Here is a 15,976-nt window from a genome sequence, read left to right on the forward strand (position 1 = left end):
GACTTTCGCCTTCTTTCTGGTGCAAATCATTTCGGTTCTGAACAAAACCCTTTGAAAAAGCCGTGCGAAAATGGAACGTAAAGCGAACTTTGTTCGCCTTTCGCGAGCGCACATGGCATGATTTAGGTGATTCGCGAACAGTATTTTCCGGTCGATGGCGAGCGAGCTCGACGCAGACCTCCTGAAATTCAGATAGAGAGCTTTTCGGAACAGATGGACGATAGCAACGATCTCTTCTCGAGAGTGGTCAACAATGCCCGGGCCCGAGAACGGGAACAAGAACAGGGACGTCAGGGGGAAAAACCTGTAGCACCACAGCCTGTTGCGCAGCCAGTGGCAGCGCCTTCGCTCTCTGTTCCAAAGCCGGTGACGACCAAGGCGCCACCTGCTTCATCGGCAGGCGACGACTACAACGCATCATCTATCCGCGTTCTGGAAGGCCTGGAGCCGGTTCGCCTGCGTCCCGGCATGTATATCGGCGGCACAGACGAAAAGGCGTTGCATCATCTCTTCGCCGAAGTCATCGACAACTCGATGGACGAAGCTGTCGCAGGGCATGCCAATTTCATCGAAGTGAGCTTCGATGCCGACGGGTTTGTAACGGTTTCGGACAATGGACGCGGCATTCCGGTGGATGAACATCCGCAGGTTCCCGGAAAGTCCACGCTCGAAGTCATCATGACCAAACTGCATGCGGGCGGCAAGTTCGACGGTAAGGCTTATGAAACATCAGGCGGCTTGCACGGCGTCGGTGTTTCGGTGGTGAATGCCCTTTCTGACGTGCTGGAAGTGGAAGTCGCACGCAATCGCCGTCTTTATCGCCAGCGATTCTCGCGCGGTATCCCGCAAGGCGGGCTGGAAGAGCTCGGTGAAGTGCACAATCGTCGTGGCACTCGCGTGCGCTTCCATCCGGACCCTGATATTTTTGGCAAGACGGCACAGTTCGATCCACACCGTCTTTATCGCATGGCACGGTCGAAGGCCTATTTGTTCGGCGGTGTTGAAATCCGCTGGAACTGCGATCCTGCCCTGCTCGACCCAAAGAAGGAAACACCCGAGAAGGCCGTGTTTCACTTCCCCGGCGGCTTGAAGGATTACCTTGAGGCATCGCTCGGTAAGGAACATCAGGTCACGCGTGAGGTTTTCGCAGGCAAGACCGAAAAGCAGGGTGGCCACGGCGCTGTCGAGTGGGCAGTTTCGTGGTTTGGTGGGGATGGTTTCGTCCATTCCTATTGTAACACTATCCCGACCGGCGATGGCGGCACGCATGAAGCAGGTTTGCGTATTGCCCTGACGCGGGGGCTGAAAGCCTATGCGGAACTGACCAACAACAAGCGCGCTTCGATCATAACGACCGATGACGTGATGGTATCGGCAGCGGGGATGCTGTCGGTTTTCATTCGCGAGCCGGAGTTTGTCGGTCAAACCAAGGACAAACTTGCCACCGTCGAAGCACAACGCATCGTGGAGAATGCAATCCGTGACCCGTTCGATCATTGGCTTGCCGCCTCCCCGCAGGAAGCCTCTCGCCTTCTGGACTGGGTGATCGACCGCGCCGACGAACGCTTGCGCCGCCGTCAGGAAAAGGAAACCGTCCGAAAAAGTGCGACGCGCAAGCTGCGCCTGCCCGGCAAACTTGCCGATTGCACGCAGAATGCCGCTGCCGGTGCAGAACTGTTCATCGTCGAGGGTGACTCGGCAGGTGGTTCAGCCAAACAGGCGCGTAACCGCGCCAATCAGGCTATCCTGCCATTGCGCGGCAAGATTTTGAACGTTGCCAGCGCCGGACGCGAGAAGCTGACGGCAAACCAGCAGATAAGTGATCTGGTGCAAGCTCTCGGCTGCGGTACGCGCAAGAATTATCGGGAAGACGATCTGCGCTATGATCGCGTCATCGTCATGACCGATGCCGACGTCGATGGCGCACATATCGCATCGCTGCTCATTACATTCTTCTATCAGGAAATGCCCGACCTGATCCGCAACGGCCATCTCTATCTGGCAGTTCCTCCGCTTTTCCGCCTGAGCCAAGGCGGAAAGGTCGCTTATGCGCGGGATGAAGCGCATAAGGACGAGCTTCTACGGACCGTGTTCACCGGGCGTGGCAAAGTCGAAATCGGTCGTTTCAAAGGCCTTGGCGAAATGCGCGCCGAACAGCTCAAAGAGACGACCATGGACCCAAGGAAGCGCACGCTTCTGCGTGTTCAGGTGGACGAAGAATATGTCGATGAAACCCGCAACACCGTCGATGAACTGATGGGCACAAAGCCGGAGGCTCGTTTCCGTTTCATTCAGGACCGTGCAGCTTTTGTCGAAGAGCTTGATATCTAGAGTGCGCTCTGAAAAATGGGACCGGTTTTCGGAACGATATGCGCTTAAAAACAAGAAGATAGAGCATTTTCAGCGAACCACGAAATGTGCCTGAAAATGCAGACCGGATGAACGGCAGTTCGCAAGGGCGATGCCGTTCATTTTCTTTTTCAATAAAGCTATTTAAGTCACTGATAAAAGAAAGATTCAGGCTTTCACGTCGATGCCTAACTTGGCTTCAATTTCCTCAATCGACTCTTTGACAAAGAAGGTCTGATCCGTACTCAGTGTCACAATGCGTGTGCCGGTTCCATAAGCGTTATAAGAAAGAACGTGATTGAAATTCACCGCGAGCTTTTCGCCGTTCACTTCCGTCAGCATGATCCACATCGCTTGCCCTCCTCCTGATGTTGTCCACTCCAAGGAAGGATAGGCGCGATAGACCATTCGGCAACGGTTGCGCGGAGTTGGCCTTCAAAGACCGGCGCGCATTCTGACTTTCTCGACAGTCCTCCCGAAACTCTCCGACCACTCGCCCCCTTGCCAGTCTATCTGAAAACCAGCCTTTTTATAAAGATTGATCGCAGGCAGATTATCCGCATGCGTGCCGATCTGTGCTTCATCAAAACCATCAAGCAGAATTTTCACCATCAGGGCATCAAGAAGCTGTCTGCCAATTCCCTGCCCGTGATACGGTGGATCGACCCATAAATCGGAAATGTAATTACTTTGGGGTACCCTGGCACCCCAACCTGCAAGTGCCCCGGCCCTTTCAGCAGCCAAAACACCGTCCGCATTCTCTTGGAGATCGCGCTGGAACTTGGCTTCCAACGCTTTTTGGCCTTCCGCGCTCAGTTCAATATCGCGAGCCGCAATACGCCAGGCCCTGACCGCCAATGCGGACATAGAGACAAATTCGCCGGGGAAACCCCGGCGAATAAGAAAGTCGGCTTTTACCACCACTTTGTCGGAGTAAATCGTCCGGCAGCCTGCTCAATGGCATGCGCTGCCTGGAACAAGGTCTCTTCCTCGAATGGACGTCCGATAAGCTGAAGGCCGAGCGGCAAGCCTTTGTCATTGATACCGGCAGGCACGGCAATACCCGGAAGACCGGCCATGTTGACCGTTACCGTGAAGATGTCGTTGAGGTACATCTTGACCGGATCGTTGGCGAGATCCTCATCGGCAAGACCAAATGCAGCCGAAGGTGTTGCTGGCGTCAGGATCGCATGTACGCCCATGGCGAATACGTCTTCAAAGTCCTTCTTGATCAGCGTACGCACTTTCTGCGCACGCAGATAATAGGCATCGTAGTAGCCTGCCGACAGAACATAGGTGCCGATCATGATACGGCGCTTTACTTCCTTGCCGAAGCCAGCTGCGCGGGTCTGTTCGTACATATCGGCAATGTCTTTGCCGGGTACACGCAGACCATAACGCACGCCATCGTAACGGGCGAGGTTTGAAGAGGCTTCCGCCGGTGCCACGATGTAGTAAGCAGGCAGCGCATATTTCGTGTGTGGCAACGAAATATCGACAATCTCGGCACCGGCATCCTTCAGATACTGGATACCCTTCTGCCAAAGCTCCTCAATCTCATCCGGCATGCCATCAACGCGATATTCCTTCGGAATACCAATCTTCATGCCCTTGAGCGACTTGCCGATCGCAGCTTCATAATCTGGAATAGGCAGATCGACCGATGTCGTATCCTTGAGATCAAGCGAAGCCATGGATTTCAACAGGATAGCTGCATCCCGTACGTCACGGGCAATCGGTCCTGCCTGATCGAGCGACGAAGCGAAGGCAACCGTGCCCCAGCGCGAAACGCGGCCATAGGTCGGCTTGATACCAACCGTGCCGGTGAAGGCTGCAGGCTGGCGGATCGAACCGCCGGTATCGGTTGCGGTGGCGCCGGCGCAAAGGTGCGCGGCAACAGCGGCAGCCGAACCACCCGACGAACCGCCCGGCACCAGATCCGCGTTAGAACCATTGGCGCGCCAAGGATTCTTGACCGAACCGTAATAGGAGGTTTCATTGGACGAGCCCATGGCGAACTCATCCATGTTGAGCTTGCCGAGCATAACTGCACCGTCGGCCCACAGATTGGCTGTGACGGTCGATTCATATTCCGGCTTGAAGCCGTCGAGAATGTGGGAGCAGGCCTGCGTATGCACGCCCTTGGTGGCAAACAGGTCCTTCACGCCAAGCGGAATGCCTTCCAGTGCGCCCGCTTCACCCTTGGCAATACGCTCATCCGAAGCCTTGGCCATCGAACGCGCCTGATCGTGTGTCACTTTCACGTAAGCATTGATCGCGTCATTCGCGGAATCGATAGCGGAAAGATAGGCGTCGGTGAGTTCGGTCGCGGTGATGGCTTTGGCCTTCAGCTTGTCGCGCGCCTCGGCAATGGTCAGTGCGGTCAGTTCGCTCATCGTCAAATCCTGTCAGTGCGCCCCAACGAGACGCTTTTCAAAAAAGGCGCTGTATTCGGAATCCGGATAGTCCAGAACCACACCGCAGCGCGTAAAACCTGAATTCTCATAAAGCCGCCATGCACCGGCAAAACCGGGTCCCGTACCCGTTTCGAGTACAAGGCGGGAAATGCCATTGGCCCTTGCCTGATCGACAATCGCACCCACCAGAACCGAACCAACGCGCTTTCCGCGCACTTCTGGAAGGGTGAACATGCGCTTCACCTCGCCGATACCATCTTCGTGCATCTTCAAGGCACCGCAGCCGACAGCCTTGCCGTCTTCATCGCGCGCCACGAAGACCGTCGTATCCGGCCCCGCCATCTGCTCAACCGTCATCTTGAACTGGAATTCCAGCGGCGACAGCGGCAGAAGATGCGCATTCAGGCCTTCGACCAGTGCGCGCACATCGTCCTGCAAGGGGGTCTCGATTGAAACCCGAATGGCCATCACCTTACTCCACGACCTTTGGTACGACGAAGAAATTGTCTTCCGTAACCGGTGCATTTGCCACCACCGCAGCAGCAATACCACCATCCGTTACCTTGTCCTGGCGCATGCGCATGTCCATCGGCGTAACGGAAGTCATAGGCTCGATACCATCGACATTGACTTCATTCAGTTGCTCGACGAAGCCCAGAATAGCATTAAGTTCGCCAGTCATGCGTTCCGCATCGTCATCACTGACGGCAATGCGCGCCAGATGCGCGACGCGCTTGACGGTAGAAATATCGACGGACATCCTGTTCTCCGCAAATGCTCTATCTTTTGTTTTTACGCATGTCTTTGCCCCAAAACCGGTACCCACTTTTGGGAGACATGCACTAGATCGGGCGGCGAACCGCCACCCTGAAAAGTTTTCTTACCGGCTATAACGGCGCGATTGTTGAAGCGCAACATTTCTTGCGCTTCAAACCCAAAGTCAGAACGAATGAACAGTGCCAGCCGGATCAGTGAGAACCTTCGTTTCGCGATGATCTGCCATTCCGGCCACGAACTTGTCCGCCGTCTGATCGATGATTGGAAACGAGGCGTAGTGGCACGGCAGCACGGTTTTGAAGTTGAAATAGCGCTGGCAGGCGAGAGCCGCGACTGCGCCCCCCATCGTGAAGCGGTCACCAATGGGAACGATGCCGATCTCAGGCTGATGAAGCTCATTGATAAGCCCCATATCGGAGAAGATATCCGTGTCACCCATATGATAGAGCGTCGGTGCATCTTCGAAATGGAATACCAGACCATTCGGATTGCCCAGCGCCTGCGAGACACCGTTTTCCGTCAGCATTGCCGAAGAGTGGAGCGCATTGACGAAAGTAACGGTGAACCCGTCATGCGCCACCGTGCCACCTGTATTGCCAGGATCGAGCTTTTCCACGCCCTGACTGCCAAGCCAGCTTGCAAGATCGGCATTGGCGATGACTGTCGCACCGTGTTCCCTGGCGATAGCTACCGTATCGCCCACATGGTCGCCGTGGCCGTGGGTCAGCGCAATATGGGTTACGCCCTTGGTTGCATCCTTGAAATCGATGCCCTTTGCACCGGGATTTCCGTTCAGAAACGGATCGATGAGAATAACAGCCTTTGCCGTTTCAACACGGAAAGCGGCGTGGCCAAGCCAGGTAAGTTTCATCGAGTCTCTCCTCAATCTCTGTTTCCGGCTCGATTTCCGGTTTGCGAACAGATATGACGCCGATAAAGTTGAAGGCAATATGAAACCACTTCAAAATCCTATGAGGTCCAATGGCTGTCGTTGAAATCGAGGAAATTCCAGCGCTGCTTCAGTCCGGGCAGACGATTGCCGGACTGGATCTGGGAACCAAGACCATCGGCCTTGCAGTGTCTGATCTCGGTCTTTCCTTCGCGCATCCGCGCCCCGTTATCAAACGGGTGAAGTTTTCCATTGATGCACAGGTGCTTCTGAAAGCGCTCGACGCCGACAAGGTCGGCGTTATCGTCATCGGTTTGCCTATGAATATGGACGGAACTTCCGGTCCCCGCGTTCAGGCTACACGGGCATTTGTGCGCACCATGCAGCCTCTAACCGACCTGCCCTTCGTTTTCTGGGATGAACGCCTGTCGACCGTCGCAGCCGAACGAGCGCTGATCGGCATGGACGTCTCACGCGGCAAGAGGGCCGAACGTATCGATTCGGCTGCTGCATCCTTCATTCTTCAAGGCGCGCTCGACCGCCTGCATAGTATCAGGCAGTCGGCATCCGATGATTATGGCGCCGGATAAAGCTGATCGAGAATCCGTTCGGCATTATGGCGCGCATCCAGCATGCCATAGGTCGAACGCCACTGGCCGCCAAGACGGGTCTCGATAAATGCATCGGCCACATCGTCAGCCCCAAGTTGGCGCAATTCTGCTGCTGCCGCAGCATAGGCCAGCTGCTCGGTCAGAAGGCGCGCAACGCCCGGATCAGTTTCAGTTAACTGCAATGCGGCGCGCAGCACATCGAGCGTCCCTTGCCCACGCGGACCAAGCTGTCCGCCGATCCACTCCAGCACTTCGTCGAAGAGCCCCGGCGCGCGTGAAAGCACACGCGCCACGTCCAGCGCCATGACATTGCCGGAACCTTCCCAGATTGCATTGACCGGAGCTTCCCGATAGGCACGCGCAAGATTGCCTTCTTCGATGTAACCGTTACCGCCAAGGCACTCCATTGCTTCATAGAGTAATGCAGGTGCGATCTTGCAAACCCAGTATTTCACCACCGGTGTCATGCAGCGGGCAAAAGCAGCCTCGGCACGATCACTTGCAGCCATATCGAAAGCACGTGCCAGCCGCATGGAAAGCGCAGTCGCACCCGCAACATCGAGCGCCATGTCGGCAAGAACGCGCTGCATCAATGGCTGCTCGACAAGAGCCTTGCCGAATACCTGACGATGACGGCTATGGTGCACGGCTTCGGCGAGGCCTGAACGCATAAGTCCGGCCGACGCGACAGCGCAATCGAGACGTGTCAGCGTGACCATATCCATGATCGTTTTGACGCCCTCACCCGGATTGCCGATCAGATGGCCGACCGCACCATCGAATTCAACTTCCGACGAAGCATTGGACTTGTTGCCAAGCTTGTCTTTCAGGCGCTGGAAAAAGAACCCGTTCCCGCTTCCCCCTGAAGTGAGGCGCGGGAGCAGAAAACAGGAAAGGCCTTCTTCCGCCTGCGCGAGTGTCAGAAAAGCATCCGACATCGGCGCAGACATGAACCACTTGTGGCCAGTAATGGCATAGGTGCCACCGTCATTGCGCGTCGCGCGCGTCGTATTGGCGCGCACATCGGTTCCGCCCTGCTTTTCGGTCATGCCCATGCCAAGCGTAATGCCCTGCTTGGCAAAAGAGGGTTTCTGCGAAAAATCGTACTTGCGCGACAGGATGACCGGCGACCATTCCTTATAGATTTCCGGCGATGCCATGAGTGCGGCGAGCGACGCGCTTGTCATGGTAAGCGGGCAAAGATGCCCCGCCTCAAGCTGTGCGGTCAGGAAAAAGCGCGATGCACGCGCCTGATGACGGCGACCGCTTTCGAGCGGATTGCCTTCCCAGATCGAGCAATGCAGGCCTGCCGCGATGGAACGGCGCATCAGCGCATGATAGGCCGGATGATATTCGACAAGGTCGATACGGTTACCCTGCCTGTCATGCGTCCGCAATTTCGGCAGTTCGGTATTGGCGAGACGTGCAAGGTCCTGTGCTTCAGCCGACAAAACAAAACGGCCCGTCTGCTCCAGATCGGCATGCAATTCCTTCGGGAATCGCGCCGCAACCTGCATCAAGAGCGGATCGCCCAGATAGGCATTGTTGCCCGTCATGGGCGGCGTCTGGTTGGTAACGTCGTGCGTTTTCAAAAGCTCGTTCCGTATTGTGCGATTCAGTTTAATTTAGGTTTCTTGCATTGCATTTGCTAAAATTTTGCCATCTCGAACGCAATTTGTCGTCCGAACAACACAGGTTTTTCTTGGTGAATCGCCCGAAGCCATTATAAGGACGGTTGCGGGACCTGCCTCATGGTCCTATACGGGTGACTTGCCATGATAAATCAAACGGTCCCTCCGCTTTTCCCTCACCGCCACCTGCTGGGCATCAAGGGGCTTTCGCCCCTGGACATTCTCTGCCTTCTTGATCTTGCCGATCAGGAAATCGCTGTTTCCAGACAGCCCGAGAAGAAAAAGTCCGTGCTACGCGGTCGCACGCAAATCAATCTCTTCTTCGAAGCATCGACACGAACGCAATCGTCGTTCGAGCTGGCCGGAAAACGGCTCGGCGCCGACGTCATGAATATGTCGGTCGGCAATTCGTCGGTCAAGAAAGGCGAAACGCTCATCGATACGGCGATGACGCTGAACGCCATGCAGCCGGATATATTGGTTATCCGTCACGCTTCGGCAGGCGCCGCTGCCCTCCTCGCGCAGAAAGTCGGCTGCTCGGTCGTCAACGCCGGTGACGGCGCACACGAACACCCCACACAGGCACTTCTCGACGCGCTAACCATCCGCCGCGCCAAAGGCCAGATTGAAAATCTTATCGTCGCCATTTGCGGCGATGTGCTGCATTCCCGTGTGGCACGCTCCAACATTCTCCTTCTCAACGCGCTTGGCGCAAGGGTGCGCGTCGTCGCGCCGTCCACCCTTCTGCCTTCTGGCATGGCCGATATGAGCGTCGAGGTCTTCAATTCGATGGAAGAAGGCCTGAAAGATGCCGATGTGGTCATGATGCTGCGCCTTCAGCGCGAGCGCATGGCCGGCTCCTTCGTGCCCTCGGTACGCGAATATTTCCGCTTCTATGGCCTCGATAAAGAAAAGCTCAAAGTCGCCAAACCTGACGCACTCGTCATGCATCCCGGTCCGATGAATCGCGGCGTCGAGATCGCATCCGATGTTGCCGACGGGCCGCAGAGCGTAATCCAGCAACAGGTGGAAATGGGGGTTGCTGTGCGCATGGCCGTGATGGAAGCCCTGCTTGATCCGCGCCGTAATCCCAGCAACGGAGAAGCAGCATGAGCGCGATCCTGTTTGAAAACGCGCGCATCGTCGACCCGTCGCGCGGTCTCGATGAAACTGGTAGTTTGCTGATCGAAGATGGCAAGATTGTTGCCGCTGGTTCGGACGTCAGAAATCAGGGCGCACCGGAAGGTGCGCAAATTATCGACCTGAATGGCAAGGCAGTATTGCCTGGCCTCGTGGATGCGCGCGTCTTCGTCGGGGAGCCCGGCGCCGAACATCGCGAAACCATTGCTTCAGCAAGCCGTGCGGCAGCCGCTGGCGGCGTAACTTCCATCATCATGATGCCCGATACCGATCCTGTGATCGATGACGTGGCTCTGGTGGAATTTGTCAAACGCACGGCGCGTGATACGGCGGTCGTCAACGTGCACCCGGCTGCAGCGATCACCAAAGGTCTGCATGGCGAGGAAATGACCGAAATCGGTCTGCTGCGCGATGCCGGGGCGGTCGCCTTCACGGAAGGCAGGCAGACAATCGCCAATACGCAGCTCATGCGGCGCGCGCTAACCTATGCCCGCGACTTCGATGCCGTGATTGCCTGCGAAACCCGTGATCCCTATCTCGGTGCCACCGGCGTGATGAACGAAGGCCTGTTTGCAAGCTGGCTTGGTCTTTCCGGCAGTCCGCGTGAAGCGGAAGTGATTCCGCTGGAACGCGATCTGCGTCTAGCAGCACTAACCAACAGCAACTATCATGCCGCACAGCTTTCCTGCGAAATGTCGGCGGAAGCCGTGCGTCGCTCGAAGGACCTTGGTGCCAAGGTAACTGCAGGCGTTTCGATTAACCATTTGTCGCTCAATGAAAACGACATTGGAGAGTTCCGCACGTTTTTCCGGCTTTCGCCGCCTTTGCGCAGCGAACAGGATCGCCTTGCCATGGTAGAGGCCGTAAAAAACGGCACCATTGATATCATCGTTTCCGCCCACGACCCGCAGGATGTCGATACCAAGCGCCTGCCTTTCTCGGATGCAGAAGCGGGCGCAATCGGCCTTGAAACATTGCTGGGGGCCGCACTTCGTCTCTATCACAATGACAGCATTCCGCTGCTGCGTCTGGTTGAAGTGCTATCAACAGCTCCAGCTCGTATTTTCGGCCTTGATGCAGGCACTCTCAAGACGGGCGCCCGAGCAGATATCGCCATTGTCGATCTGGATGAGCCCTGGATCGTGCGCGAAGAAGACCTGCACTCGCTGTCTAAGAACAGTTGCTTTGAAAGTGCTCGCTTTCAAGGTCGCGTCGTCCACACTTTAGTGGCTGGCAAAACCGTTTACTCGGCTTGAAAAACACCGCATAACCCGGAACAATCATCCAAAAATCCGGGTAGGCGGAATCAAGAAACAAGGGGATATTCATGGCCGAAGCGGGATTCCTTAGCTTGGCGCTCATGGGAGCGCTCATCTTCGGCTATTTTCTTGGCTCCATTCCGTTTGGTTTGATCCTAACCAGGTTCGCCGGGCTGGGTGATGTCCGGTCCATCGGCTCGGGCAACATTGGCGCAACGAACGTGCTGCGCACCGGTAACAAGAAGCTTGCTGCGGCAACGCTAATTTTTGACATGCTCAAAGGCACTGTCGCCGTTCTCGTCGCTTCACGCTACGGGCCGGATGCCGCCATTGGCGCTGGTTTCGGTGCCTTCATCGGTCATCTCTTTCCAGTATGGATCGGTTTCAAGGGCGGCAAGGGCGTTGCCACCTATCTGGGCGTTCTTATCGGTCTTGCATGGCCAGGTGCGCTGGTCTTCGCTGCCGTCTGGATCGTGACGGCGCTTTTGACGCGTTATTCTTCCCTTGCAGCACTTATCGCCAGCGTCGTTGTTCCCATCGCGCTTTATTCGAGAGGCTATTCCGCAATCGCAATTCTCTTTGCGATCATGACGATCATCGTTATCTTCAAACATAAGGCGAATATTTCGCGCCTCTTGAACGGCACCGAGAGCAAGATCGGAGCTAAGGGATGAAGGAAAGCGCGAATTCGAAAACTGGAATTCGCCTCTCCGATCGTCAGCGGCTCAACTGGCTACGCCTCATCCGGACCGACAACATTGGCCCTGTCACGTTTCGCGATCTGATTCTGTTTTGCGGCTCAGCCTCAAGCGCCATAGAAATGCTGCCTGATCTCAATATCAGAGGCGGCAGTGCCCGTCCGATCCGTGTTGCATCCTTGGATGACGCTGAGCGCGAGCTTGAAGCCATTGAGCGCGCCGGTGCCCGTCTTGTCGGCATGGGCGAGCCGGATTATCCACAGCAGCTCAGAAACTGTGAAGCTCCGCCCCCCTTGGTTACAATCAAGGGAAATGCAGCCGTCTTCCGTAAGCCCCCCATTGCAATTGTTGGTTCGCGCAATGCTTCGGTGATTGGCGCGCGGTTTACCGAACGCCTGGCACACGATCTTGGCGAAGCCGGATTTGCTGTTATTTCGGGGCTTGCGCGCGGTATTGATGCCGCTGCACACCGCGCAAGCCTGAAAACAGGCACAGTAGCAGTACTTGCAGGCGGACTTGACCGTCCCTATCCGCCGGAAAACCTTCCCCTCTATCGCGCCATACCGGAACAGGGCGGCGCGCTCATAAGTGAAATGCCGATGGGCGCGGAGCCGCGCTCGCGTGATTTTCCGCGCCGCAATCGGATTATTGCTGGCTTATCGCTAGGACTGATCGTCGTTGAAGCAGCCGAGCGTTCCGGCTCGCTTATCAGCGCGCGTATGGCAGGAGACATGGGACGCACCGTGTTTGCCGTTCCAGGCTCTCCGCTTGATCCCCGTGCACGCGGTACAAACCTGCTGCTGAAACAAGGTGCGACACTGGTCACAGAAGCGAACGACATCATCGAGGCACTCAGGCCGCTGGCCGGCTCAACCGCCTATCAGGCCGATACACTAGCACAGCCCGATCTTTTGTCTTCAGCGTTGGAAGAACCGGAATCACTCCAACCGATCGCAACGGAAGAGCAAAGAGACATCGTTATCGATGCGCTCGGTCCCGTACCGACTGACATCGACGCGCTCGTTCGTCATACAGGTATGGATACCGGGGCCGTTCATCTGATTTTGCTGGAACTGGATCTGGCCGGACGGCTACATCGATCTGCGGGCAATCAGGTCGCTTTGGTCCCTCTGGAATAACGCATTATGCCTCGGACTCATTCTGAAGAGCTTCTCGGGCCTCCACATGAGCCATCTCAATCATATAGGCCAGCAACACATAATTCGTACTTTTCGCCATCATGCTAAGCTGTTCGAGCATCTGCTCAATATATGTTACCGTCTCGAAGCGAGTCGCGGTTTCCACACCCTCACCGTCTTCCATCTCTGGAAAACTCGCCGTATCGTTCATACCTATCTCCTCGCGAGATAACTGATTTCCCTGTACCCTATGCTACTATTGGTTTCACTCAACTTAACAGCAATTTTAAGTTGTATTTCGTTATTTTTGTCGTCCTGCTCTTGACCAAACGCTGCCTGCTGTTCATGTGAAGGCAACGAATTTCTCGCGGAGAGGAGATATTTTGTCTCCATGGGGCGCGAATCTGGGCTGCTTTAAATGAACGTCGTCGTTGTCGAATCGCCTGCCAAGGCTAAAACCATCAATAAGTATCTGGGCTCGAACTATAAGGTTCTGGCCTCGTTCGGTCATGTGCGAGACCTGCCAGCTAAAGATGGCTCGGTTCGCCCTGATGAAGACTTTGCAATGTCGTGGGAGGTGGATAGCAATTCCTCCAAACGCCTTGCCGATATTGTCAAAGCGCTGAAAGACAGCGACGGCATCATTCTCGCAACCGATCCGGATCGCGAAGGTGAAGCCATCTCGTGGCATGTGCTTGAAGTGCTCAATCAGAAAAAGGCGCTCAAGGGCAAAACGGTCAAGCGTGTGGCTTTCAATGCCATCACCAAAAAGGCTGTTCTCGATGCTATCGCCAATCCACGCGATATCGATGAACCATTGGTCGATGCATATCTTGCACGCCGTGCACTGGATTATCTCGTAGGCTTCACCCTTTCGCCTGTTCTGTGGCGCAAACTGCCGGGCGCGCGCTCAGCTGGTCGTGTACAATCGGTGGCCCTGCGTCTCGTCGCCGATCGCGAATCCGAGATCGAACGCTTCATCCGTGAGGAATACTGGAACATCGCGGCGCTGTTGAAGACACCGCGCAATGACAGTTTCACTGCCCGCCTCACTGCTGTTGACAGCAAGAAGCTCGGCAAACTCGACATCAAGAATGGTGAACAGGCAACGGCCATTCGTACCATGCTGGAAGGCGCAAGCTTCAAAGCTCTTTCCGTCGAGGCAAAGCCGACCAAACGCAATCCGGGACCGCCATTCACCACATCGACTCTACAGCAGGCAGCCTCCGGCCAGCTCGGTTTTTCTGCCTCGCGCACCATGCAAGTGGCGCAGCGGCTTTATGAAGGTGTCGATATTGGCGGCGAGACTGCCGGTCTGATCACCTATATGCGTACCGACGGCGTACAGATCGCTCCGGAAGCAATCAACGCAGCCCGTGACGCCATCGGCAAAAGCTTCGGTGCAAAATATGTGCCGGAAAAACCACGCTATTATTCCAGCAAGGCCAAGAACGCACAGGAAGCGCACGAAGCCATCCGCCCGACGGATTTCTCGCGGCACCCGAAGGATGTGCGCCGTTATCTCGATGAGGATCAGGCCCGACTCTATGAGTTGATCTGGAAACGCGCCATCGCCAGCCAGATGCAGGCTGCCGATATTGAACGCACCACCGTCGACATTGAGGCGGTCAACGGCTCGCGCTCGGCCATGCTGCGTGCCAACGGTTCGGTCACGAAATTTGATGGCTTCCTCGCCGCCTATATGGATCATCGCGAGGAAGAAGACGACGACGAGGATGGTGCAAAGTTGCCGGAAATTCGTTCTGGTGAAGCTCTGGCACGCGAAAAGATCGATGCGACCCAGCATTCGACCGAACCGCCGCCGCGCTATTCGGAAGCTTCGCTCATCAAGAAGATGGAAGAACTCGGCATCGGTCGTCCTTCGACCTATGCTGCAACGCTGGCCACTTTGCGCGACCGCGAATATATCACGATCGACAAGCGCAAGCTTATTCCAGAACCAAAGGGCCGTCTGGTCACAGCCTTCCTCGAAAGCTTCTTCGAGCGTTATGTGGAATATGATTTCACGGCAGACCTTGAGGAAAAGCTCGATCTTATTTCGGATGGCAAGCTTTCCTGGAAGGATGTTCTGCGCGACTTCTGGCGCGACTTCTCCGGCAATGTCGATGACATCAAGGAATTGCGCGTCACCAATGTTCTCGATGCGCTGAACGAAGAACTTGCACCGCTGGTATTCCCTGCACGCGAAGACGGTAGTGATCCGCGTTCGTGCCCGACCTGCGGCACAGGAATGCTGTCGTTGAAGCTTGGCAAATACGGTGCATTCGTCGGCTGCTCCAACTATCCGGAATGCAAATATACGCGCCAGCTCGGCGGTGACGCCAATGGCGAATCTGCAGCTGCAGACGAACCAAAATCGCTCGGCAAGGACCCATTCACCGGGGAAGAGATCACCGCCCGGACTGGTCGTTTCGGCCCCTATGTCCAGCGCGGCGAGGGCAAGGAAGCAAAGCGCGCCAGCCTTCCGAAAGGCTGGACCGTCGATACGCTCGACCATGAGAAAGCCGTTGCACTTTTGTCTCTGCCGCGTGACATCGGCCAGCATCCAGAAACCGGCAAGATGATCTCCGCCGGCATCGGTCGCTATGGGCCCTATGTCAGCCATGACGGGACATTCGCCAATCTGGAGAATGCCGAAGAAGTCTTTTCCGTCGGTCTCAATCGCGCTGTGTCCGTTCTGGCCGACAAACAGTCGAAGGGCGGCGGTCGCGGCCGTTCCACACCGGCTGCATTGGCGACACTCGGCGACCATCCCGAAGGCGGTTCAATCACTGTTCGCGACGGTCGCTATGGGCCTTATGTCAATTGGGGCAAGGTCAACGCCACGTTGCCGAAGGGCAAGGACCCGGCAAGTGTTACGCTGGAAGAAGCACTGCAACTGATTACAGAAAAGGCTGGTTCTTCCAAGAGCAAGAAAGCCCCTGCCCGCAAGGCTTCGGCCGGCGCTGAAAAGAAAGCCTCTGCAAAGAAGCCCGCGGCCAAAAAGGCACCAGCAAAGGCCAAGTCGAAAGCCAAATCCAAGGCTGAGGCGGTAGAGGAGTAGCA

15 protein-coding genes are annotated in these 15,976 nt (G+C 56.0%); 7 read left to right on the forward strand and 8 right to left on the reverse strand.

Going from position 1 to position 15,976, the window contains the following annotated elements; genetic code table 11:
• Positions 1–213: 213 nt before the first annotated feature.
• Positions 214–2,331, forward strand: coding sequence for a DNA topoisomerase IV subunit B (gene parE, locus F9K94_RS15615; protein WP_151647688.1), 2,118 nt, complete (start codon positions 214–216; stop codon positions 2,329–2,331).
• Positions 2,332–2,517: 186 nt separating this feature from the next.
• Here parE and F9K94_RS15620 read toward each other — a convergent pair whose 3' ends face one another.
• From F9K94_RS15620 to F9K94_RS15645, 6 genes are all read right to left on the reverse strand, one after another.
• A complete protein-coding gene (locus F9K94_RS15620) occupies positions 2,518–2,700 on the reverse strand; it encodes a flagellar FlbD family protein (protein WP_010658857.1) in 183 nt (60 codons plus the stop codon).
• A gap of 84 nt (positions 2,701–2,784) precedes the next feature.
• Positions 2,785–3,270 carry a GNAT family N-acetyltransferase gene (locus tag F9K94_RS15625; RefSeq protein WP_235920629.1) on the reverse strand — a complete coding sequence of 162 codons (486 nt, stop codon included), beginning with the start codon at positions 3,268–3,270 and terminating at the stop codon, positions 2,785–2,787.
• Positions 3,264–4,745 carry an Asp-tRNA(Asn)/Glu-tRNA(Gln) amidotransferase subunit GatA gene (gene gatA / locus F9K94_RS15630; RefSeq protein WP_151646776.1) on the reverse strand — a complete coding sequence of 494 codons (1,482 nt, stop codon included), beginning with the start codon at positions 4,743–4,745 and terminating at the stop codon, positions 3,264–3,266. Before gatA ends, F9K94_RS15625 begins: the two co-directional genes overlap by 7 nt.
• A gap of 12 nt (positions 4,746–4,757) precedes the next feature.
• Positions 4,758–5,234 carry a GNAT family N-acetyltransferase gene (locus tag F9K94_RS15635; protein ID WP_061345754.1) on the reverse strand — a complete coding sequence of 159 codons (477 nt, stop codon included), beginning with the start codon at positions 5,232–5,234 and terminating at the stop codon, positions 4,758–4,760.
• 4 nt (positions 5,235–5,238) lie between these two features.
• The gene (gene gatC / locus F9K94_RS15640; RefSeq protein WP_061345755.1) at positions 5,239–5,526 is read right to left on the reverse strand and encodes an Asp-tRNA(Asn)/Glu-tRNA(Gln) amidotransferase subunit GatC; all 288 of its coding nucleotides are present in this window, start codon (positions 5,524–5,526) and stop codon (positions 5,239–5,241) included.
• A 180-nt stretch (positions 5,527–5,706) separates the two neighbouring features.
• Positions 5,707–6,414: a metal-dependent hydrolase gene (locus F9K94_RS15645; protein ID WP_061345756.1), complete on the reverse strand. Its 708-nt coding sequence runs from the start codon at positions 6,412–6,414 to the stop codon at positions 5,707–5,709.
• 110 nt (positions 6,415–6,524) lie between these two features.
• Between F9K94_RS15645 and ruvX the strand changes: the two genes are divergently transcribed.
• Entirely contained in the window at positions 6,525–7,022 is a 498-nt protein-coding gene (gene ruvX, locus F9K94_RS15650; RefSeq protein ID WP_151646778.1) for a Holliday junction resolvase RuvX, read from the forward strand.
• Here the strand turns inward: ruvX and F9K94_RS15655 are convergent.
• Positions 7,007–8,635 (reverse strand): acyl-CoA dehydrogenase family protein, encoded by a 1,629-nt coding sequence (locus F9K94_RS15655; protein ID WP_151646780.1) that lies wholly within the window; start codon positions 8,633–8,635, stop codon positions 7,007–7,009. The genes ruvX and F9K94_RS15655 overlap by 16 nt on opposite strands.
• 183 nt (positions 8,636–8,818) lie before the next feature.
• Here F9K94_RS15655 and F9K94_RS15660 point away from each other — a divergent pair, with 183 nt between their 5' ends.
• From F9K94_RS15660 to dprA, 4 genes are all read left to right on the forward strand, one after another.
• A complete protein-coding gene (locus F9K94_RS15660; RefSeq protein WP_061345759.1) occupies positions 8,819–9,787 on the forward strand; it encodes an aspartate carbamoyltransferase catalytic subunit in 969 nt (322 codons plus the stop codon).
• Positions 9,784–11,070, forward strand: coding sequence for a dihydroorotase (locus F9K94_RS15665; RefSeq protein WP_151646782.1), 1,287 nt, complete (start codon positions 9,784–9,786; stop codon positions 11,068–11,070). The genes F9K94_RS15660 and F9K94_RS15665 overlap by 4 nt, the downstream gene beginning before the upstream one ends.
• Positions 11,071–11,141: 71 nt before the next feature.
• A complete protein-coding gene (plsY, locus tag F9K94_RS15670) occupies positions 11,142–11,747 on the forward strand; it encodes a glycerol-3-phosphate 1-O-acyltransferase PlsY (protein ID WP_151646784.1) in 606 nt (201 codons plus the stop codon).
• Positions 11,744–12,910, forward strand: a complete 1,167-nt coding sequence (gene dprA / locus F9K94_RS15675) for a DNA-processing protein DprA (RefSeq protein WP_151646786.1) — start codon at positions 11,744–11,746, stop codon at positions 12,908–12,910. Before plsY ends, dprA begins: the two co-directional genes overlap by 4 nt.
• 4 nt (positions 12,911–12,914) lie before the next feature.
• Here the strand turns inward: dprA and F9K94_RS15680 are convergent, their stop codons facing one another.
• Positions 12,915–13,121, reverse strand: coding sequence for a hypothetical protein (locus F9K94_RS15680; RefSeq protein WP_061345763.1), 207 nt, complete (start codon positions 13,119–13,121; stop codon positions 12,915–12,917).
• 207 nt (positions 13,122–13,328) lie between these two features.
• On the opposite strand from F9K94_RS15680, the gene topA reads away from it, so the two are divergent.
• Complete coding sequence (topA, locus tag F9K94_RS15685; protein WP_151646788.1) at positions 13,329–15,974, forward strand: type I DNA topoisomerase; 2,646 nt, start codon at positions 13,329–13,331, stop codon at positions 15,972–15,974.
• The last annotated feature ends 2 nt before the right edge of the window (positions 15,975–15,976 follow it).

This window comes from Brucella tritici (assembly GCF_008932285.1).
GTDB classification, from domain to species: Bacteria; Pseudomonadota; Alphaproteobacteria; order Rhizobiales; family Rhizobiaceae; genus Brucella; species Brucella tritici.

Coding starts and splice junctions, on each gene's coding strand:
- parE (WP_151647688.1), top strand. CDS start 214: ATGGACGATAGCAACGATCTCTTCTCGAGAGTGGTCAACAATGCCCGG.
- F9K94_RS15620 (WP_010658857.1), bottom strand. CDS start 2,700: ATGTGGATCATGCTGACGGAAGTGAACGGCGAAAAGCTCGCGGTGAAT.
- gatA (WP_151646776.1), bottom strand. CDS start 4,745: ATGAGCGAACTGACCGCACTGACCATTGCCGAGGCGCGCGACAAGCTG.
- F9K94_RS15635 (WP_061345754.1), bottom strand. CDS start 5,234: ATGGCCATTCGGGTTTCAATCGAGACCCCCTTGCAGGACGATGTGCGC.
- gatC (WP_061345755.1), bottom strand. CDS start 5,526: ATGTCCGTCGATATTTCTACCGTCAAGCGCGTCGCGCATCTGGCGCGC.
- F9K94_RS15645 (WP_061345756.1), bottom strand. CDS start 6,414: ATGAAACTTACCTGGCTTGGCCACGCCGCTTTCCGTGTTGAAACGGCA.
- ruvX (WP_151646778.1), top strand. CDS start 6,525: ATGGCTGTCGTTGAAATCGAGGAAATTCCAGCGCTGCTTCAGTCCGGG.
- F9K94_RS15660 (WP_061345759.1), top strand. CDS start 8,819: ATGATAAATCAAACGGTCCCTCCGCTTTTCCCTCACCGCCACCTGCTG.
- F9K94_RS15665 (WP_151646782.1), top strand. CDS start 9,784: ATGAGCGCGATCCTGTTTGAAAACGCGCGCATCGTCGACCCGTCGCGC.
- plsY (WP_151646784.1), top strand. CDS start 11,142: ATGGCCGAAGCGGGATTCCTTAGCTTGGCGCTCATGGGAGCGCTCATC.
- dprA (WP_151646786.1), top strand. CDS start 11,744: ATGAAGGAAAGCGCGAATTCGAAAACTGGAATTCGCCTCTCCGATCGT.
- F9K94_RS15680 (WP_061345763.1), bottom strand. CDS start 13,121: ATGAACGATACGGCGAGTTTTCCAGAGATGGAAGACGGTGAGGGTGTG.
- topA (WP_151646788.1), top strand. CDS start 13,329: ATGAACGTCGTCGTTGTCGAATCGCCTGCCAAGGCTAAAACCATCAAT.